This is a genomic window from Acinetobacter sp. V89_7 (assembly GCF_029967895.1).
Lineage (GTDB): Bacteria > Pseudomonadota > Gammaproteobacteria > Pseudomonadales > Moraxellaceae > Acinetobacter > Acinetobacter soli.
Genome location: NZ_JASCAJ010000032.1, coordinates 44838 through 65294 on the forward strand (window position 1 = coordinate 44838; position 20457 = coordinate 65294).

19 protein-coding genes are annotated in these 20457 nt (G+C 41.4%); 5 read left to right on the top strand and 14 right to left on the bottom strand.

Features of this window, described 5'->3' with window-relative positions:
* Positions 1-70: 70 nt before the first annotated feature.
* Positions 71-532 (bottom strand): RcnB family protein, encoded by a 462-nt coding sequence (locus QLG00_RS12955; RefSeq protein WP_104124620.1) that lies wholly within the window; start codon positions 530-532, stop codon positions 71-73.
* A gap of 164 nt (positions 533-696) precedes the next feature.
* Here QLG00_RS12955 and QLG00_RS12960 point away from each other — a divergent pair, with 164 nt between their 5' ends.
* The gene (locus tag QLG00_RS12960) at positions 697-1143 is read left to right on the top strand and encodes a hypothetical protein (RefSeq protein ID WP_167561095.1); all 447 of its coding nucleotides are present in this window, start codon (positions 697-699) and stop codon (positions 1141-1143) included.
* A 33-nt stretch (positions 1144-1176) separates the two neighbouring features.
* On the opposite strand, the gene QLG00_RS12965 is transcribed toward QLG00_RS12960, so the two are convergent.
* The 3 genes from QLG00_RS12965 to znuD (QLG00_RS12975) all read right to left on the bottom strand — a co-directional run bounded on the left by QLG00_RS12965 (position 1177) and on the right by znuD (QLG00_RS12975) (position 7158).
* The gene (locus QLG00_RS12965) at positions 1177-2640 is read right to left on the bottom strand and encodes a phospholipase D family protein (protein WP_282471164.1); all 1464 of its coding nucleotides are present in this window, start codon (positions 2638-2640) and stop codon (positions 1177-1179) included.
* A gap of 142 nt (positions 2641-2782) precedes the next feature.
* Positions 2783-4843: a zinc piracy TonB-dependent receptor ZnuD gene (gene znuD, locus QLG00_RS12970; RefSeq protein ID WP_282471165.1), complete on the bottom strand. Its 2061-nt coding sequence runs from the start codon at positions 4841-4843 to the stop codon at positions 2783-2785.
* Positions 4844-5076: 233 nt separating this feature from the next.
* Positions 5077-7158 carry a zinc piracy TonB-dependent receptor ZnuD gene (znuD, locus tag QLG00_RS12975; RefSeq protein ID WP_282471166.1) on the bottom strand — a complete coding sequence of 694 codons (2082 nt, stop codon included), beginning with the start codon at positions 7156-7158 and terminating at the stop codon, positions 5077-5079.
* A 151-nt stretch (positions 7159-7309) separates the two neighbouring features.
* On the opposite strand from znuD (QLG00_RS12975), the gene QLG00_RS12980 reads away from it, so the two are divergent.
* On the top strand, positions 7310-8086 hold the full coding sequence (locus QLG00_RS12980; RefSeq protein ID WP_004943569.1) for a DUF4184 family protein: 777 nt from the start codon (positions 7310-7312) through the stop codon (positions 8084-8086).
* 149 nt (positions 8087-8235) lie between these two features.
* Positions 8236-10014 (top strand): aspartate--tRNA ligase, encoded by a 1779-nt coding sequence (gene aspS, locus QLG00_RS12985; protein ID WP_076033505.1) that lies wholly within the window; start codon positions 8236-8238, stop codon positions 10012-10014.
* Positions 10015-10104: 90 nt separating this feature from the next.
* On the opposite strand, the gene QLG00_RS12990 is transcribed toward aspS, so the two are convergent.
* On the bottom strand, positions 10105-11100 hold the full coding sequence (locus QLG00_RS12990; protein ID WP_282471216.1) for a stealth conserved region 3 domain-containing protein: 996 nt from the start codon (positions 11098-11100) through the stop codon (positions 10105-10107).
* 257 nt (positions 11101-11357) lie between these two features.
* Here QLG00_RS12990 and QLG00_RS12995 point away from each other — a divergent pair, with 257 nt between their 5' ends.
* The gene (locus QLG00_RS12995) at positions 11358-11576 is read left to right on the top strand and encodes a hypothetical protein (protein WP_004933038.1); all 219 of its coding nucleotides are present in this window, start codon (positions 11358-11360) and stop codon (positions 11574-11576) included.
* Positions 11577-11620: 44 nt separating this feature from the next.
* Here the strand turns inward: QLG00_RS12995 and QLG00_RS13000 are convergent, their stop codons facing one another.
* From QLG00_RS13000 to QLG00_RS13010, 3 genes are read right to left on the bottom strand one after another with little or no spacing between them, the layout of a single operon-like run.
* Positions 11621-12436 carry a hypothetical protein gene (locus QLG00_RS13000; protein ID WP_282471167.1) on the bottom strand — a complete coding sequence of 272 codons (816 nt, stop codon included), beginning with the start codon at positions 12434-12436 and terminating at the stop codon, positions 11621-11623.
* 23 nt (positions 12437-12459) lie between these two features.
* A complete protein-coding gene (locus QLG00_RS13005; RefSeq protein WP_282471168.1) occupies positions 12460-13233 on the bottom strand; it encodes a glycosyltransferase family 25 protein in 774 nt (257 codons plus the stop codon).
* Positions 13234-13251: 18 nt separating this feature from the next.
* Positions 13252-14019: a glycosyltransferase family 25 protein gene (locus QLG00_RS13010; protein ID WP_282471169.1), complete on the bottom strand. Its 768-nt coding sequence runs from the start codon at positions 14017-14019 to the stop codon at positions 13252-13254.
* A gap of 67 nt (positions 14020-14086) precedes the next feature.
* Between QLG00_RS13010 and QLG00_RS13015 the strand changes: the two genes are divergently transcribed.
* Positions 14087-14977: a hypothetical protein gene (locus QLG00_RS13015; protein ID WP_282471170.1), complete on the top strand. Its 891-nt coding sequence runs from the start codon at positions 14087-14089 to the stop codon at positions 14975-14977.
* A gap of 5 nt (positions 14978-14982) precedes the next feature.
* Here QLG00_RS13015 and QLG00_RS13020 read toward each other — a convergent pair whose 3' ends face one another.
* From QLG00_RS13020 to QLG00_RS13045, 6 genes are all read right to left on the bottom strand, one after another.
* On the bottom strand, positions 14983-15996 hold the full coding sequence (locus QLG00_RS13020) for a glycosyltransferase (protein WP_282471171.1): 1014 nt from the start codon (positions 15994-15996) through the stop codon (positions 14983-14985).
* 11 nt (positions 15997-16007) lie between these two features.
* Positions 16008-16772 (bottom strand): glycosyltransferase family 2 protein, encoded by a 765-nt coding sequence (locus tag QLG00_RS13025; protein WP_282471217.1) that lies wholly within the window; start codon positions 16770-16772, stop codon positions 16008-16010.
* Complete coding sequence (locus tag QLG00_RS13030) at positions 16772-17527, bottom strand: polysaccharide deacetylase family protein (protein ID WP_282471172.1); 756 nt, start codon at positions 17525-17527, stop codon at positions 16772-16774. The genes QLG00_RS13025 and QLG00_RS13030 overlap by 1 nt, the downstream gene beginning before the upstream one ends.
* Positions 17524-18552 carry a glycosyltransferase gene (locus tag QLG00_RS13035; RefSeq protein WP_125268518.1) on the bottom strand — a complete coding sequence of 343 codons (1029 nt, stop codon included), beginning with the start codon at positions 18550-18552 and terminating at the stop codon, positions 17524-17526. Before QLG00_RS13035 ends, QLG00_RS13030 begins: the two co-directional genes overlap by 4 nt.
* A gap of 4 nt (positions 18553-18556) precedes the next feature.
* Positions 18557-19444 (bottom strand): ELM1/GtrOC1 family putative glycosyltransferase, encoded by an 888-nt coding sequence (locus QLG00_RS13040; protein WP_282471173.1) that lies wholly within the window; start codon positions 19442-19444, stop codon positions 18557-18559.
* A gap of 67 nt (positions 19445-19511) precedes the next feature.
* A complete protein-coding gene (locus QLG00_RS13045; RefSeq protein ID WP_004933014.1) occupies positions 19512-20438 on the bottom strand; it encodes a branched-chain amino acid transaminase in 927 nt (308 codons plus the stop codon).
* Positions 20439-20457 lie beyond the last annotated feature (19 nt).

Genomic DNA, 20457 nt, shown 5'->3' on the forward strand with positions numbered 1-20457 from the left:
CATTTTTATCTCAAGACCATTTTCAAGAAATAAAGCCAGCACAATCAAAGGCTCGTACATTCAAAAACGATTAGCGAATACCTTCAATTGTAAAATCTGGTGAGGAAATAAGAAGATAATGCTGATCTACCAGAATCCAGCGACGACCTTGCGGTGGCTGATACAAGCGATTGTCGGACCAGTTTTCGACCCAATAGCGGTCATCACGATATTCAATCGGTAAAATTTGGCCCACTACAAATACGTAGCGAGGTTGTCCAGTATGCCAATGATGGGGTCGATAAGGACGAGGAGATGGCACTTGTTGGTTGCTAAAGCCGACGGAGGGTACAGGAGGCTGATTCGCCGAGCGTGACGGATAAACCGGAGGCACCTTTTGATTAGAAAATCCAACAACAGGCGCAGATGGTGAGTAAGATGTATTTGGGCGTATTGACTGCTGTTGCATTCGATCATCGTGTGCCCAAAGACTCGTTGAGCATACTGTAATCATCATCACGCGTCGCAGGTTTCGAACGATATGAATCAACATGCGCCTCTCCCAAACCATACAGTTATCTTCTCTAGTGTAGAGGAAAACCAGTCAGACCCTACATGACAAACTGTATATAAATCGTCTATGCACAAGAATCGGGCTTTATCGATATAAAATAGCGACTATACTAAGCTGCAATGTGGAGCATGGAACAAGATACAGTGGCAGAATTAAATTTTGAACGTCTTTATCAGTTTTTTAGTAAAGTCCCAAGTATTCAGCAAGAGCGCATTTCAGCGCACGGCACAAACGGTGAGCATGCATGGTGGATTAAATTTAGCATCGACACCGAACATGCTTTAGCATGGCAAACCGTACAAGAGCTTGGGCATGTACTGAACTATCTCTCGACCAATGAACGTCTGCCCACACAGTTTTTTCCGGTATCACCTCCCCCGTATATGAACGGTGAAGCCAAAGACTTTTTGGCATGGGTCATTGAATGTGATCACCCTGAGTTTAGTCCCGATGTGGTGTGTGACTGGTTAGAGGCGCGCTTGCCAAATCCAGTTGAAGACGAAAGTCAGTGGAAAATCAAAACCAGCCTAGATGAGCTTGATCAAATGAGCCCGCAAGAACTCGATCAACTGATTCCTCCTACGCATTAAAAAGCAAAGAGAGGCGATGCCTCTCTTTAAAACTTAAAACGTCGAAAGACCCGACCACTCCATAAATCGATAGGTCCAATACTTCAGTTGGGATTCATCGGCATATTGAGAATAGTCCACACTCATCTGACGGCCATTCAGATTTGACCACGCTGTATTAAAATATCGAGTAGCATCCTGAAAAACGGCTGCCTGCGTTTGACCTTTGACCATGATATCTGTTTCCAGATTATAATTTTTCAGATTTCTTGCGGTAAAATTCGCTGAACCCAAAATCATTTCAGCTTGAGTCGCACTGGATTTGATGATCATTTTGCTGTGGCACTGCTCGCCATGCGTATCACACCACCGTACCGGAATACCTGCGGCATGCAACTCGGAGGCCACAGGCCGATTTGGAATTCCATTTTTTTGTCGACCAAAGGCATCTTTATTCGGGTCTAGTAACACCCGAACCTTTACCCCACGCTCGTGTGCTGCCTTTAAAGCCGAAATAATCTGGCGCTCAGACAAATAAAACATTGCCAGATCTAGTTGATCTTTGGCTTTGGCACGCTGAATTAAATCTAAAACAGCGTGATAAATTGCCGCTTCGGTCAAAAGCTGCACCTGAGGCTCAGTCGTGGGTGAATTGATTTCACCCATAATCACAACAGGTGATGTACCACCCGACATTTGAGCCACACTTTGTTCAGATTGCAACACATCCATTGCCGTCGGGCCAGAGACCACCACAGCAACATTAGAATGACGCGAACTGCCATCGTGCGGATTGGCAGACGTAATCAGACTTTTCCAGCCTTGATCGGTATCGACCACCATGGTTTTTCGATGATTGGCTTTTAAATTGGCCAGTGCCAGATAACTACGAAGGGTGATTTTCTGTTGGCCAAAGGGATTGGGCAACCAGCCTTTTTCGACGTTGTTCCCAATGCCTTGACAGCATAAATACCACAGGCCAGACCAAGTCGGATTTGAAGCACGCAGCGGAGTCAGATTGGTTTCAATCACATCGACGCCTGCCTGACGAAGCCGACGATATTGCTCAGGAAAAATACCCCCGTAAACAGAATTGATCGGATCGGTAATAAACACAATTTGTATATTCGGATGCTCACGGCGCTTTTGAATTAATGCCTGTGTCAGCTCTTGCATCAGAGGACGCTGTGAAATTTTGCTGTCACCTACCTCTGAATTAAACAGAAACATATCCAGCACAATGGTACTCTTGGCTTGCTGAATCAGCGCCAACATTTGATCAAAGATCTGATGATCGTATTGTTGACGCCCCTGTGCATCGAGAAACGTTTGATCTGCTAAAAACTTGAGTTCGGCATGTCGTAGCTTACCGCTATAATTGAGGCCTTGCGGCAAGGGCTTATAGATATGATAAATTGCCGATGCAACATAGCCTAAAACCAACATCCCGACAATTAAAGAAAAATAACGGCGCCCAGACCAATTCAGTTTGGTATGAATTCGTTGAAAAATACGCATAACAAGTTATCCCAATCACTGGGTTCAGACTAGAGAGTCTCGTGAGATGTTTCAAGACTGATTTGGTTAATTCTGCGCGTCAATCTGCTTAAAAACAAAAGGAAAGCCGAGGCTTTCCTTTATGTGTGTAGCGATAAACACATTAAAAATTAAAGTTGATGCCCATGGTAAAATTACGCCCGATTTGTGGAACATCCGATAAAAATGACTCGTGTAGATATACTTTGCTGTCAAGCAGATTATTGGCTTTGGCATAAAGCTGATAACCCGTTTTGGTATTGATTTGCCCATCATACGCCAATCCGAGATTCAGCATGTTGTAACTCTTGCCTTCAGTTTCGTAATTGGCCAGATCATCCTGACCAAAGACATGGTAATACTCGGCTGTTCCTGAGTAACCCTGTCCAAAATCTGCCTTGATCCGCGTGCCTAAGCGTCCACCCGGAATACGTGGGGCATTTCCAGCATCATCTAGCTTGCCGCGTACATAATCCCCAAATACCCCCACATTGTAGCGTGGACTGAGTTGATAGCTCACATCTCCATCTACTCCGTAAAAGCGGGCATCGGTTTGATCGTATTGAATCAGACGAAAGTCCTGAAAACGATCTAAGGTATTGGCATAGATAAAGTTGTTGTACCAGCTTTGAAAAGCACTCAAGTTATATTTAAGGCCTTGGTCATTGTCAAAATGTAAACCGAGTTCAAGATTATTCGATTTTTCTTTTTGCAAATCGTCATTGCCTAACTCATAGGTATTGGTGGCCATATGTGCGCCATTCGAATATAACTCTTGCGCCAGCGGCAGGCGCTCTTGATGTGAGCCTGTCAAAGACAGCTTGTAATTTGGCTTAAATGCCCAGTCGATTGAACCCGCCAAGGAGTACGCCGTACCAGTATAATTTTTGGCGCCCACATCTACATCATTGCCATCGATATCAATGGTTTGATGATCGATACGCGATGACACCTGAAAATGTAGTTGATCAACTTGTTTTTCCTGCATACCAAACACGCTATAGCGTTTGGTGACAGTTGGGTCCATGAGTGCTTCATCACCGTTAATGGTGAGTTTTTGCTGAGTGTATTGTGTGCCAAACTGCCCAGTCCAGCCTGCCCAAGCCATGTTGTCTAAGGTAATGCGGGCATCGGTGCCTTTGCTGATAAAGGTAGTATCTGGTTCGTCTCCGTCCATTTCCTGATGCTGGTAATCGGTATAAGTGGCCTGTGCAGCCAGCTTGGAAAACCCTGCAAATGGATCATTCAGCTCAGTTTTGAAATCGTATCGCTTTTCTTTAAGATTAATCCATGCTGCCGCGCCATCTTGCTCCTGCAAAGCGGCCTGTTGATCAGCTAAAGTGCCGCAATCGAGCTTGCCTGCACTGGGTTTACATAAACCATATAACGGATTATCTCCCGGAATCCCGTAGCGATCGTGTCGTTCGCTATAGGCAACTCCGGTATAGCCCCGATCATAAATCCATGACAGTCCGGCATGATAATCATTAGATTTGGCATAGGTATTGTCTTCACGGCGCGATGTTTCCTGCAAATCATGCGGCAAAATATAATCGTTGGCATCACGCTTTAAACCGCCCACATTCAATGCAAACTGACTGCCCAGTGCGACAGTCGAATCACCTGAATAAACCAAACCATCATCACCCGTGTTGTAGCGAACACCCAACTGCCCTTCATACCCGTTGTCTGGCATTTTAGATGGAATTTTATGATCGATGACATTGACCAATCCACCCACAGAGCCTGCACCATAGAGCAGCGCTTCAGGGCCTTTTAAAATCTGGATCTGATCGGCTGCATTAGGATTGACCGTCACGGCATGGTCGGGAGAAACCGAGGAAACATCGAGCGTATCACCGCCATTTTGGGTAATTTTGACGCGTGCACCATCTAAGCCACGAATCACAGGCCGGCTCACCCCACCTGTATATTGCGCCGAGTAAACTCCCGATTGACCATTCAAGGCGTTACCGATGGTGGTTCCGCCTTGAATCAGTTGATCGCGTCCCACACTTACATCTCCAGCCGTCTCATTGAACGGCTGTTTGGGCGTAGCTTGAGCTTGAAGTTCAATGGTTGGCAAATCGTTGACAGCAGCATCACTGGGTGTGGTTTGTGCAAAAGCATGCTGAATCGATAGTGAGAGAATAGAAAGTGCAAAGACATGAGAACGAGTAAGCATCGTGATGCTCCAAAAGCCAATCACTCGTTACGTTATAATATATCTATTTTTTTACAAGCAAATTTAACTGGGTATTTATATTTCCATTCAAAGCTTGAGTTTTATGGCTTTGATTGAAAATTAAGGTGATTTTAATGCAAATATGAAGGCCAAAACGGTATAGCGGTTAACTTAAATCATGCAGAGCGCCCTTAGGGCACTCCACGTGAAACATTGTTAATTTCATCAATTACTTAGAAGCTAAAATCGACGCCTACAGTAAAGTTACGCCCCACCTGCGGAAGATTCGACAAGAATGACGCATGGTTATACACCGTTTCATCAAGTAAATTATTGGCTTTCACATAGACACGGTAATCAGTGCGATTGCTGGCACGTGCCGTATACGCCAAGCCTAAATTCACCATGTTGTAGCCCGCGGTTTCATTCTCAAAAGCCGCAAATTTGTCTTGTTTAAACACATGGAAATATTCGGCTAAGCCAGAAAAACCATCTCCAAAGTCTGCATTGACCCGCGTACCTAAACGGCCACCTGGAATACGTGGGGCATTGCCTTCGGTTTCAATTTTGGCACGTACATAGTCACCAAATACTGTGGCTGTATAGCGTGGAGAAAGTTGATAAGACAACTCTCCCTCCACACCATAAAAACGTGCTTGATCTTGCGTGTATTCAACCAGACGGAAGTTTTCAAAACGATCCAACGTGCGGGCATAAATGTAGTCGTCAAACCAGTTATGAAACACATGCACATGATAATTTAGCTTATCTGCATCGTAGTGAAAGCCAAGCTCGAGGTTGTTGGATTTTTCAGTACTTAAGTTTTGATTGCCCAGTTCATAGGTATTGGTGGCCAAATGTTTACCATTGGCATATAGCTCTTGCGCCAGTGGCATCCGTTCTTGATGTGATGCGACAAAGGATAATTTATAATTTGGTGCAAACGCCCAGTTGGCAGCGCCTGAATACGAAAAGGCATGATCATCATAGTTTTTTTGCGGAGAATCGATATCGATTTTTTGCTGATCAAAACGCGCAGCCACTTCAAAATGCACATCGTTCCACTGGGTATGTTCAAGTGCAAATAGACTCCATTTGTCGGTAGTACTCGGGCCAGCAAAGAGCGACTCTTCGCCAGTAATATCGAGTTTCTGACGACCAAACTGTGCACCTACCACGCCTTCCCACTTGGCTAAAGGCTGATGTACCAATTCTAGACGTGCATCATAACCTTGGCTTTTGAAAGTGGTTGCGGCCTCTCCTTCTTCGATTTCATCATGTTTGTAATCGGTATAACTGGCTTGTGCACGTAGTTTGCTAAAGCCAGAAAAGGGATCATTCAGTTCGGTTCTAAAATCGTAGCGTTCTGATTTTAAATTGACCCATGGCCCTGCATGATCGTGTGCATGTTCGTGATCGTGGTCATGACCCTCTTCTGCGGCATGATTTTCATGGTCATGATCATCGTGACTGCCGCAATGCAATTTTAAACCATGCGGATGACAGCTCTCATATTCATGGCTATGACCGGGTAAGCCATATTTATCCTGACGGTTGGTATAAGAAATGCCGGTAAAACCGCGATCATGAATCCAAGACAAACCTACTGTCGCCTCTTCAGATTTGGCAAAGGTATTGTCAACGCGACGCTCTTTTTCACCTTCATGCAGATAATTCGGTGCAATGTAATTATTGGCATCTCGCTTCAGGCCTTCAAGTCTTAATGCAACTTGCTCGCCTAAACCTACCGTTAAGCCTGCACTCCCTAACTTCTCGTCGCTGCCCGTGTTGTAACGCAGTCCCACCTGCCCTTCATATCCTTGTTCAGGCATTTGGGTGGGAATCTTGTTGTCTGTCACGTTGACGAGTCCACCGACTGTACCTGCACCATACAGCAACGTTGAAGGCCCACGTACAATTTCAACTTGCTTGGCTAAAATCGGATTGACCATCACGGCATGATCTGGAGACAAGGTTGAAACATCAATCGTTTCCGAGGCGTTTTGTAATACCTTCACACGTGCGCTGTCTTGACCACGAATGACAGGACGGCTTGCGCCAGGACCAAACTGGTTCGAATACACACCCACCTGATCACTTAACGCCTCACCAATGGTAGCGCCGCCCTGTACCAATTGCTGATTTTGAATAATATTGTCTGCCGCAGCATAATCGACCGCAGTTTGAACCAATGGATGCGCGGTTGCTTCGATAGTTTTGAGTTTTGATACGGTGTTTGTGTCATTGGCCGCATGTACCACACTCGACAATGCAGCAAAAATTGAAAGTGTGAGCACACTTCTGGTGAACAACATTGGATTCCCCTCGAATTCTTAAAATCTTAAAATTTGCTTAATTTTTGTAATATTATAACATTGCACTATTTTTGCAATAAAAAACATTCTCAAACTGCATTGTCGACTACACTAGGCGCGACCTAAAAGACAAAATAATTTTGCTTTCAATATGCCGTTTACGCTTTCACATGCCATTTTGGCACCTCCCATTGCCAAACTGAGCGGCCAGCGCTTACCTGTTGCTGCTCTGGCAATCGGCTGTATGACTCCCGATCTGTTTCGATTATTTACCAATGCCAGCTTGACCATCAGTCATGAGTGGTCTGGGATGATTGTGCCTAATCTGTTGGTTGGGCTGTTGTTTTGTGCGGTGTGGTATGTGCTGTATCGTCCATTTATCTATCGCTGGCTGTCTCTACACGATCCACTTAATCTGAATACTCTAGACCGTACCTGTGGCTTTCTGATTGGCTGTGTGGTTTCAGTTTTAATTGGCGCAGCCACACATATTATTTGGGATGGTTTTACCCATGCCGATTTTCGAACCTTTGTCTTTCAAGATGCACTGAGCAGAGAAATTTCGATTTTGGGCTATCATACCCATGTACATATGCTCATGCAGATTGGTACTTCGGTGGTAACTCTGCCAATTTTAATCTGGATGTGTTTACACTATTTTAAGCAGCATCAGCAGACTAAACTGGTATCACGACTGATTCAGCGTTTTTGCTGGACTGCGTTTATTTTTTCTATGTTAAGCGGCCTATATTGGGTGATGGGCTATGCCGAACCACTTAGCCTCGATTCGTGGAAAGCAGAAACCTACGATCATGTGGGTAAATCGATCAATTACTTTTTCCGCGGGTTTCTTGGCAGTATGGCGCTATGGTCAATTGTATTTTTGGCATGGTTTGGTTTTTCCACACAACCAGATTCACAAAGTTGATTAAATCCGTTCAAAAATAGCGCATTTTTTGCAGTTTTTGGCGCTAGTTCTTGTGACCCGCCACTCAAAAAGGCATAATCGCTGATTCACTGGCGGTACGCTGTTTACGTATACGCCCCAACAGCCAATATAGTTTGGATTTTTACGACATGATGCGAACTCATTACTGTGGCTCTTTAACAGAAGCCCAAATTGACCAAACCGTAACCCTATGTGGATGGGTACACCGTCGCCGAGATCATGGTGGTGTGATTTTCCTTGATATGCGTGACCGCGATGGTTTGGTTCAAGTGGTTATTGACCCAGATACGCCAGAGGCATTTGCGACCGCAGATAAAGTACGCTCTGAGTTTGTACTGAAAATTACGGGTCGTGTACGTCGCCGCTATGAGGGCACTGAAAATTCAAATATGGTCAGTGGTCAAATTGAAGTGTTGGGCAAAGAGATCGAAGTTCTCGCACAATCTGAAACTCCGCCATTTCCATTAAATGATGACAATATTAATATTTCTGAAGAGCATCGTTTAAAATACCGTTTCTTGGACATTCGTCGTCCAGAAATGCTAGATCGTTTGCGTTTTCGCTCTAAAGTGACCAACCTGATTCGTAACTACCTAGACGATCATGGTTTCTTAGATGTTGAAACCCCAATCTTAACGCGTGCAACACCTGAAGGCGCACGTGACTATTTGGTTCCAAGCCGCGTACAAAATGGAAGTTTCTATGCTCTTCCACAATCACCACAGTTGTTCAAACAATTGTTGATGGTGGGCGGTATTGATCGTTACTACCAAATTGCAAAGTGTTTCCGTGACGAAGACTTGCGTGCAGACCGTCAGCCTGAATTTACCCAGATCGACATCGAAACATCATTCTTAAATGATGATGACATTATGGATCTAATGGAAGGCATGACCGTTAAGCTGTTTGACGAATTGCTCGGTATCAAGTTCGACAAGTTCCAGCGTATGCCTTACAGCGAAGCGATGCGTGACTATGCATCGGACAAGCCAGACTTGCGTATTCCGCTTAAACTTGTTGATGTTGCAGATCTGATGCAAGACGTCGAGTTTAAAGTATTTGCGGGTCCAGCCAAAGATCCTAAAGGCCGTATTGCAGCACTTCGCGTGCCGGGCGCAGGCGCTTTGCCACGTAGTGCGATTGATGAATACACCAAATTTGTAGGCATTTATGGCGCTAAAGGCCTCGCTTACATCAAGGTCAATGAAATTGAAAAAGGCGTAGAAGGCTTACAGTCTCCAATCGTGAAATTCATTGAACCGATCGTGATGCAATTGCTTGAGCGTGTAGGTGCAGAAAACGGCGATATCGTCTTCTTTGGTGCTGATAAAGCCAAAGTGGTAAATGATGCCATGGGTGCACTTCGTGTGAAAATCGGTCACGACCTTAAACTTGCAACCTGTGAATGGGCGCCGCTTTGGGTGGTCGACTTCCCAATGTTTGAAGAAACAGATGATGGTAAATGGACTTCAGTTCACCACCCATTTACGCTGCCAAAATCAAGCGTTGAAGATGTGAAAGCAAATCCGGGTGAAGCACTTTCTGTTGCTTATGACATGGTCTTGAATGGTACTGAAGTCGGTGGTGGTTCATTGCGTATTTATACGCTTGAAATGCAAAAAGCCATCTTTGAAGCATTGGGTATTTCAGACGAAGAAGCCGAAGAGAAGTTTAGCTTCTTACTGAATGCCTTGCGCTATGGCGCGCCTCCACATGGTGGTTTGGCATTTGGTCTAGATCGTTTAATCATGCTCATGACTGGTGCGTCTTCAATTCGTGATGTGATTGCATTTCCGAAAACCAAGACTGCTGAATGTCCATTGACTCAGGCACCAGCACCAGTTGAAGCGAATCAACTACGTGATTTGGGTATTCGTTTACGCGAGCAGCCAAAGAAAGAGGCTTGATTTTAGTTTAATGAATTAAGCTATCTGCTTTAAGTCTTACACCCTGACAGTTGAAAACTTTAATTCAACTCTCGGGGTGTTCTTATATCTTTAGCGCTCGAAACTAGATGGTAAATTAAATTGATCAGAAAAAATTTCAATAATTTCAGCTTTTAACTGTTCAAAATTTTGTACATGCTCATGATCATTTAAACAAACTTGAGCCAGTTTTTGCATTTTGACAGCCTCTTTTATTTCGGTTAAAGATTCAAACTTAAGATCATAATTTTGACCTCGATCAAGTATATCAACCGGATAAAATTTTCCAGAGCATAATTGCCACATCCGAAATAGATACTGATTTACATCTAATGGCTCTCTAAAACGATGCGTACATACGTGTTGTAAATAATCCTGCTCTTTTTCCCACACTTCATTAAATATCGATTTTAAAAAAGGTTGTGGTAAGTGCGTATTATAAAAATTTGAAAATTTTCGATTATAAAGCTCTAAAAAATTAGTCCAGTTATTTTTAAACCGATAATGAAGATTAAAGAATGCACGAGGCATCTGTTTGAAAAGCTGGCGTTTATTGAAATATTTATTAATAATCGCAACATCTGTGAGGGTGACTGCACCCAAAAAGTTTTCTTCACCCACCACCATCAAAGGTTGTAAAACAAGCCCATCACAAGGCAGTCCTTTTCGAAAGAAAAACTCAGGAAGAAGTGGCTGAGTGATAAACATATCATCATTGAAATAGACGAAATGTTCAGCCAAACCTTCAATTTTATGAAGATTAATTTCGATGACATGAGAGCTAAATGTAGGTAAACAGGCTGCATCGATAATCTGATCATGTGTAACGAAATTGAGTTTTGGATGCTCTTTCATTAGAAATTCTGGAAAGTGTCCGCATGTTACGATATGAATTTTTCTGACCCATGGGCAGTATTTTTCTACAGATCTAAACCAATATTGTAAATTTTCCCAGTCACGATATCGGCACTGTTCATCTAACAAGTCGTCTGTAAAAACAGCGTCTTTGTATTTGAAGCGAACAAATTCTTTTTTCCAATTCATATCATTTGAATCGACCCAAATCATTACAAAATCAATTGGATGTTTCAAATCTTTATCCCCAAGCTCAATGGCACAATCTCAAAAACGAACAGCATTTAAAGCCAAAGTTTAAGAAATAAAATGAATTTATGGTGAGATCACGTTAAATAATCTTCATAATTAGCACATAGTGATAATTTGTTACTTTTATTACCGATAAGATTCTCAAATTAGACGATTCTGTTGAGCTGACTACCGTCGAATGGCATAATATAGCTTTCTCTCCCTTTGGATAACTCATTATGGCTATGCGTTCTGATGTGCGTCGTCACGCGCTCGTGGTTATTGGTTTTTCATTAGCACAATGGTTATTTATGCGTTATATCTTGGCCAACGAACTGTTCAATTTAGATACGAATCAACGCATTCTATTTTTCTGTGTGAGTAGCTTGGCTGGTGCACTACTGATTTTTGTTGCACTCATTTATATGGTGTTAAAAGGAAATGCGGATAATAAGTAGGCTATCGCTGTTAATTGATAAAATTAACAGCGACTAAAATCCATTTAGCTGAAAGTTTTATAAACTAACTTTTCCTCATGAAAAGTACTCTTTTTATCCTTCAAAAACTTCTCCATTTGGTAAAGATTGTTATTTGAAGAATAGGTTTTGCCTTGTTCTCTAAAACTATGATCTACAGGCGATGCATCTATAATCCCAATTTTGAAATTATTCTCTCGTGATATAATAGGCCAAATATAATCCAATCCATATCCCATTGGACTTTCCTCAGGAAAGGGTAAAATTTTATTAAAAATATCTTGAGAAACTGAAAAAATAGGACCAATTTCGACAAAGTTTGTAGTTCGGGCTATAACTTTTTCCTTCGCTTGCAAACATATTTTATGATCATAGTAACTATACTTCGTTCTAGCAGGTTGTGCTAATTTGAATTGATATTTATCTAATAGATAAGTATATGTGTCAATAAAATTTTCACGAACAAAAATATCATCGTCTGAAAAAATTATAAGGTCATAATTTTTGTAATCTAAGTTTTTAAGTATTAAATTTAATAAAGTAAATTTTGGAATTTTTTTTCTAGAATGTCCGATGGTTACATCTTTCATATCATTTGGTAAATCTTTAATACCAATAGCGTACCATACCTGTTTAATATTATGGATTTTAGATTGACGGAACTGTTTCACCAATGTACGTGCTTGATTGTCATAGTCAGTCAAATAAATACCGATGATCAAAATATTTTTTGAAGAAATTTTTTTATTTTCCTCATATATTACTTTATATTTTCTTATAGAAGAAAACCACTCTCTATAAAAAAATCGAAATAAGCTATAATATTTTTTTCTAAAACTCATAAATACAACCAATTATATCTTTATCAATTACGATATGTTTCATAAAACAATTTTAGCCACCTTTTCTTTAATGATCTATTCAATTTTTCAAGAAAACCTCTTTCCCTTCTATTTTTTTCTAATAATTTTTTTCGCTCAAATTCTATACTACTCGTTAAAGGTGTATGATTTTCTATCTCAGGATGGTCGAATAGAAAAGTAGCATAAAAATTGATCTCAGAGTTGAATTGATATAATTCATCCCATTGGTCACAAACATGTGGTTTTCGATGATAGTCAATTAGTACTTGAGCCATTTCTCTATCCACAATATATGCATAAGTGTAAGATAAGCTACATATACTAAAATTATGAAGTTTTAAAATATTTTTATTATAAATTTTATTATTTTGTATTTTACCATAAATACGGTCATTTACCTTAAGTTGAATCCCCCCTAAACTCATAAAGAAACAGTTTTTTAAACTCAAGTTTTCTACTTCAAATTCTAATTGTTTTAAATCCAAATCTTGAATTTGGATAGCATCATCTTCAAGTACTAAAGCATATTTTTCATTACTTTCAATAAAATTCTTAAGAGCTTCAACGTGAGATAATGTGCAACCTAATTCCCCAGGACTCAGAGCTTTTTTTTGTCCTGAAATTGCTAGATCAAAATACTCATTGACAGTTAAGTCTTTACCCTTAATACCAATTTTTATAAATTCATTTTTATATTTACGAAAGATAGTTTGGGAAAAAAAATTTTCCAATCTTGGACTATCATATGTTTCAATACTAATAAGATATTTTTTCAAGATGATTTCCCTCAATATTTAACTATTTAGTTCATAGGTTTTAAGACATAATCCTCTTAACTTTTTTTTAATATAAAAATAGCTTAAATTGGATTTAAATTTCGTTGTTATCAATTTATCTCTTTCATTCTCAAGATAACTTCTCTCTTTTATGTTATCAATCTTAGGATGATCAAAAATAAAGGATACATAAATGCTGAATTGGTTTTTAGATACTATTATAAGATCAAACCATTGATCATAAACTCTTGGGGAAGAATGAAAATCTAACAATATTTTAGCCATCCCACGATCAACTATATAGGCATAAGCATAGGCTAAGTTTTCATAAAAAAAGGGATCTACTTTTAAAACTTTTTGGTCTAGGATATTTTTATTGATGAATTGTCCTTTTACTTTTCGACAAATCTTCATTTGAATACCGCCTAGGCTAAACAGAAAATTTTTACCCAGATGTAGTTCTTCTAACTTTACTTCTAAATCCTCAAAATTGATTTCGAAACGTTCGATGACATCATCTTCAAAAATGATCGCATACTTTTCATCGGAACTAAGAAAATCTTTGAGTGCTTCTAAATGAGAAAGTGTACAGCCCAGCTCACCAGGCGTCATGGGCTTGTTTTTACCTGCAACACCCATTTCAAAATATTGGCTAACAGTTAAGTTTTTTCCAATAATTCCGAATTGTTTAAATTCATCTTTATAGTTATGAAAAGTCCGTTGTTCGTAAAATCCTTGTAGCCTTTTACTGTCTTGCGATTCAATACTAATTAAATATTTTTTCATTTCAATCAAATGCTAAAATAAACGTCGACATTTTACTTAATTTTTCTTTTTTCGAGTGTAAAATTTGATGATAAAGCGTGAAATTCTAAAAAAATGGTATAAATACCAACAAAAAAAACAAGATAAAACCTTTGATTCACATTGGTACATACGTTTTGGGTGGTTAGCTCAGCCCTTTTCAGGTTTAGATCAACTTAATGATCTGTTTGAGATCCACTCCCATCGTCGCTTTACTTTTGCAGACAGTTTCTATGCCGAAGAAGATGGCCGTCATTTTATATTTTTTGAAGAGGTCGACGACCAGCATCCAGTAGGATTCTTGTCTGTCTTAGAAGTATTTAAAGATGGCACATATACCCAACCGACCGCCGTATTAAAACTGGATTATCACCTTTCTTATCCCTGTGTTTTTAAAATAGATCATGACTGGTACATGATTCCAGAAACAACAGCCAATAAAACCATCGAGCTCTGGAAATGCACAAAATTCCCCTTTGTGTGGGAGCAACATTCAGTGCTCATGGACAATATTGAGGCTGTAGATACCACCCCGTTTTATCATGAAGGCTTATGGTATCTGTTTACATCCACACGCAGAAATTGCAAAAAATTTGGTGATCGTCTGGATTTGTTTTTTACCGAAAATTTATTACAGCCTGAGTGGAAAGAGCATCCACAAAACCCAGTATGCACTGGAAAGTTACAATGTCGAATGGCAGGTAAACCGTTCATCTACAAAGACATGCTGGTTCGACCAAGTCAGGATTCGCTCAAACGCTACGGCGGGCATATCGAACTCAAGCGTATTTTAACTTTAAGCCCATCTGAATATGCCGAAGAATTAATTGAAACCGTACTGCCCGATTGGCAAGCAGAAGATGATGGTTGTCACACCATCGATGTTCATTCCAATTTTGTGGTATTAGATGCAATTCGCTTAACACCCAAACAAAAATAACTGACTTAAACTCGCTTTAATGCCTGTTGGTACACCTTTAATGTGTGCTGGGTCATGGCATCAAGTGAGAGCTGGCTTGCTGCTCGATGAAAGGCTGTTTGGAATTCTTGGTCGAGTTGATCAAGGTGCGTTACCGCCTCGTTGATCAATTGACGCAGATGCTCGACATCAAAGCCAGCTGCAATATATGCTTCTGGAATAAACTCCCTTACCATACCTACATCTGTTGAAATGACAGGAATTTTAGCCAATAAAGCTTCAGCTAAAATAATGGGCCCACCCTCACGTGATGAACTGATCACCACAAAGCTTGCGGAGGCTAAATAACGGTAAATATCGGTCTGATGACCGAGCAGATGAATTTTGTGCTCAAGTTTAAGCGCCCTAATTTTTTGAGATAACTGCTCATGTTCTGGACCATCCCCCAAAATTTCAAGCTGCATATCTATATCTTGCCAAGCGTCAATCAAGCGATCAAAGCCTTTGACTGGATCTAAACGTCCTATTGCAACTGCTTTTCGAATTGGTTTGATCGACTGCTGATGCTTATTTGGAACGGCTTGAATCGACACGCCATTATGTACCACATGTACAGAACGGACGGGCAGAATTTTTTTGGCAACCGATTGACTCACCGTAATGACTTCAGAAAAGTGACGATAGCTTTTCATGTTATTTTTCATACCATGAATCGTCGCGACACTCGGTAACTTTAAAAATGGGAGTAAAAAATTCAGCATTTTAGAGGCTTTGCCGCCTTGTGCATGAATAAGATCGGGCTGTATGCTTTTAAGCTTTCGATACATTGACAATAAAAGACACAGATTCATGCGTCCTTTAGAAAAATCAAAATAATGACAATGTAAACTAGACGCAACCGGTGCCTGCGCACGATAGTGATCATCTAAAAACAGATGTACCTCATGCGCCTCTGCTAACTTTTCACAAAGTTGAAAGGTATGTTTTTCAAGCCCACCAATTCGACCGCCGTCGGTGGCCATTATTTGCACTATTTTCATCGATGATCCGTTTATTTCTTATCGTTTTTCATGCTTTGCTCAAATAATTTGGCTTCTTTTAAAAAAGCATAAAAGGCATTGACCATGCTGTTAACAAAACCGCGCCAGCCATTCAGAAAGCTACGACGGATAAAATACGACTTAATAAACGTCATCGGCATCACCAATATAAGTTTTGCCAAACTTGGGGATTTACCTTTTTGGAATTTTTCGGCGGCTTTTAAATTGGAGTATTGATTGTTTTTCTCTACTTTGACGAAAATACTCGACTCACCAAAGTGATAAATATCATGCACGGCACGGCGAGATTCACCCTCTACAATCACATTTTCATGCACTTTATTGGCCAGATCATAATGCCCTTTGGCCTTGCGAAAGAAACGCACCTTGGCATGTTTCTTGGTATGCTTACTATTCGGTACACCCAAAAACACATCGTTAATCGGCGTAATTAAGGCATCAAGCTGATTATGCTGAATCACCTCAGCAATTTCCTGCTTTAACCCTTCAGAAAGTACTTCGTCGCCGTCTAAATTCAATACCCAATCATTGCGACATTTGGCCAAGGCCAAACTTTTTTGACCCGCATAGCCCTGCCAGTCCTGATGCTCAATGTGCACATTATCAAACTGCTGTGCAATGGCATAGGTGGCATCGGTACTGCCCGAATCTAAAATAATGACTTCATCAAAATCTTGCACACCTTGCAAGGTCTTGAATAACCACGCCTCACAATTGAGGGTCACGATATACACGCTACACGCAATTTTAGGGATCATAATTTATAGCGTCCTTTGGCAAGCGCAATGCGCATTTGCAGGGCATTCATTGCGCCGTGGGTACTCACGCGGGGAATATTAAATGGATGCTCTGAATCATAGGGCTCGATCTTTTTACGTGTAGACACGGCATTTTTAAAGCCAATCTTACGGGCCATCTGTTGATGCTTTTCATTAAAACGGCCAAATGGATAGGCAAAACTCGGACATGCTCCTACTAGCGTTTCTACATCCTGTTTGGAATGCAGCATTTCCTGATACGCCGTTTCATCATCGAGTTTTAATAAATTCACATGATGCTGCGTGTGCGCCCCAAACTCGATAAAACCTGATCGAGCCATCTCCTGCACCTGATCGACGGTCAATGCCTCAATGCCTTCAATCTGGGTTGCCAGATAGATCGTCGCTTTGGCTTGATATTTTTTTAAGAGTGGATAGGCATAAACGTAATTATCCATAAAGCCATCATCGAAGCTCAGGGCCACTACATTTTTTTGCTCACGATATTGCTCAAGTTCAGATACAAAGCAAAATACCGCATTTTTTTTCACCAGCAGTTGCAGCAGTTGCTCAAACTTTTCGGGTGGCATATTCATTCCCGAGGCTTGGGCATGTGGCGTGACCTGATGTAGCATCACGATGCGGGGTAACTTATTGGAGCGAAATGGCAACCAAAAAGTGTAATTGCCTAATACATAAAGCAACGCGGCCAAAATGACCAAACCGATGATGATATACAACAACCACATCATATATAAACCTCATGTGACCATTCATACGCTTCGGTCAGGGGCTGGCGGAACGTTACTTCCAGCATGTACTGCGTAATTCGTTTACTACTAAAGCTCTGGCGTGTTCGCTGCCAGCCGGCACGTGCAATCTGTGCGGCTTGATCTGGATGCTGATCATAAAACTGAATTTTTTTAGCCAGATCAAACTGATCATCAAAATACACCACATGCTGGTCGGTATATAAATGCTCAAAACCCGGAATACGCGGACTAAAGGTCAATAAGCCATTGCCGGTCAGTTGCACAATGCGGTCGGAGCTGTACAATGTGACATCATTTCGGCGCGAATAGTTCAGCCCCATTTTCGACTCTGACAACACTTGATAATAAGCTTTACCATAGACCCCCGGCTGATCAAAGCAGCCATAGTACTGATAATTGACTTGGGCCTGCGTCAGTGCATTGGCCAGATCTTTCAAGAATTTTTCGCGCTCAGGTTCTTTGTACACCACACCACAAAAAATAAAGGTCTTGTCAGTATTTTGATTTTCAAATTGTACTAATGTTTCAACATTATGATGCCCAATATTAGGCATATACCCCACACTTAAATGCGGCTGTTTCAGTTTTTGTAGGTATGTGCCACCCGTGGTACAAAATATCGCATCAAGATACGGCGAAAAAGCACGAATAAAATCAAGCTTATGTTCTAGATACAATGGATCGACATACCAAAAGGCAATTTTGGTCTCTGGATATTGCTGTTTGATCTGCTTAAGCACTTCAGGACTCATCAGGTCGCTGTGCCCGATCAATACCAAATCAGGCTCCAGATTATTCACAATTTTTAGAATTTCTTTATTGGCCCAACTGGCACCTAATTTTTTTGTTTTAAAAATTGTGCCCATGCGCGCCATGTCACGAAAACTAAAATCGTAAACAAAATGTCCATTTTCTACCAGTCCCGCCGAAATTTTACGATCAGTACAGTAGAAATGCGCGCCTTGCTTGTTAAAACCAAAATTTGCAATATGCAATATTTTCATTAACTTAAGAACTCGATAAGCCCAAAATTTGAGATGCCACCCGATCGGCTTCACTCAGTGGAGCAGCATAATGCAGTAGACGAATAACATCCGTAATCTGATCATGTGCCAGTTGATCGATCATGTGCGTGATTCTATCAGATTTCAGCCGGTCAATTGCAATCACCCCCACGCGACATCCAGCAGTTTGGGCTTCAAAGATCATGGAGACACTGTCTTCAGTCACATAAACCGTATCGGCCAGTTGCATTTGCTCAAAGATCCAGCCTTGCGGCGTATACTCCACCGGATAAATATCTAATCGCGCTGCATAGGATTGTTGGCCCAGATGTGCCAGAAAATTTTCAGGGGTACGGCGCGATGTGGTCAAGATGACGCTCGATTGTGGATGCTGCTGCACAATCTGTTCAATGGCTTTGAGTACCTGCGCCTCGTTCCATTGATGGCGTTTAGAACTTCCACCAAGTGCAATCAGAATGCGTCCAGTGACATGACGCTGCTCATTTTGAAGCGGATTAAGTGCCCCTTGAGTGACCAATACATGCGGCGATGCTGCAACACCATCATGTGCTGGTACAACGGTGTAATCAAAACATGATATAGGCAGACTCGGCTTCATCAAAATGATCGTTTTGGCTTTTGGATAAATTTTACCCAGCAACCATACCCGCAAATGTGTATGACTGCCCACCCCTACAATATAATTTGGTGCGTGTTCAAGGTATGACAACCGATGCGTCCAGAGTGCAAAAATCAGTGTGCCTATCGGTAACTGATCGAGTGGCAATTCTTGTAACTGTGCATGTGGCACCTTGCGCTTAATCGCACCAAACAATCCCAGTGCCTGTGATCGATGCCCTGCTTTACCGTCACTCACGTACACAATCTGCATATCTGAATTATCCAAAACCACAAAAAAAGGCGAAACTTTCGTTTCGCCTTGATCTTAACTGATTCGCTTACTTCACGTAAGTTAACCAGTGTTCATATTTTGGATTTTTACCCTGAACCGCATCAAAGAAGGTTTTCTGGATTTCTGTGGTAATTGGGCCACGGCATCCTTCACCAATTTCACGGTCATCGTATTCACGAATTGGCGTCACTTCTGCGGCAGTACCAGTAAAGAACGCTTCATCGGCGATGTAGAATTCGTCACGGGTGATACGGCGCTCAACCACATCATAACCTAAGTCTTTGGCAATAGTAATCACTGTTTGACGTGTAATACCGTCCAACGCACCGCCTGCGATATCTGGGGTATGCAGCACGCCATCTTTTACCAAGAATACGTTTTCACCAGAACCCTGACATACATAGCCTTGTGGGTCCATCAACATCGCTTCGTCATAACCTGAATGCGCGACTTCCTGATGTGCAAGAATCGACAAGGTATAGTTACCTGACGCTTTGGCTTTACACATGGTCACGTTAGGATGATGGTGCGTAAACGATGATGTTTTCACACGAATCCCTTTCGCCATTGCTTCTTCGCCAAGGTAAGCACCCCAGCTCCATGCCGCAACAGCAGCATGAATAGTATTGTCGGTTGCAGCGATACCCAGTTTTTCAGAACCAATCCAGATCAGTGGACGTAAGTAGCATGATGCGAGCTTGTTTTCACGTACAACATCAATTTGTGCCTGTTCAAGCGTTGCTTGATCAAATGGCACTTTCATTTGATAAATTTTTGCTGAATTTAACAAACGTTTTGTATGCTCTTTAAGACGGAAAATTGCTGTGCCTTGAGGCGTTTCATAGGCACGGACACCCTCAAACACACCCATACTGTAATGTAGTGTATGAGTTAAGACGTGGATTTTTGCATCACGCCAGTCGATTAATTGTCCATCTTGCCAAATAAAACCATCACGATCAGCCAAATTCATGGCACACACTCCAAATTTT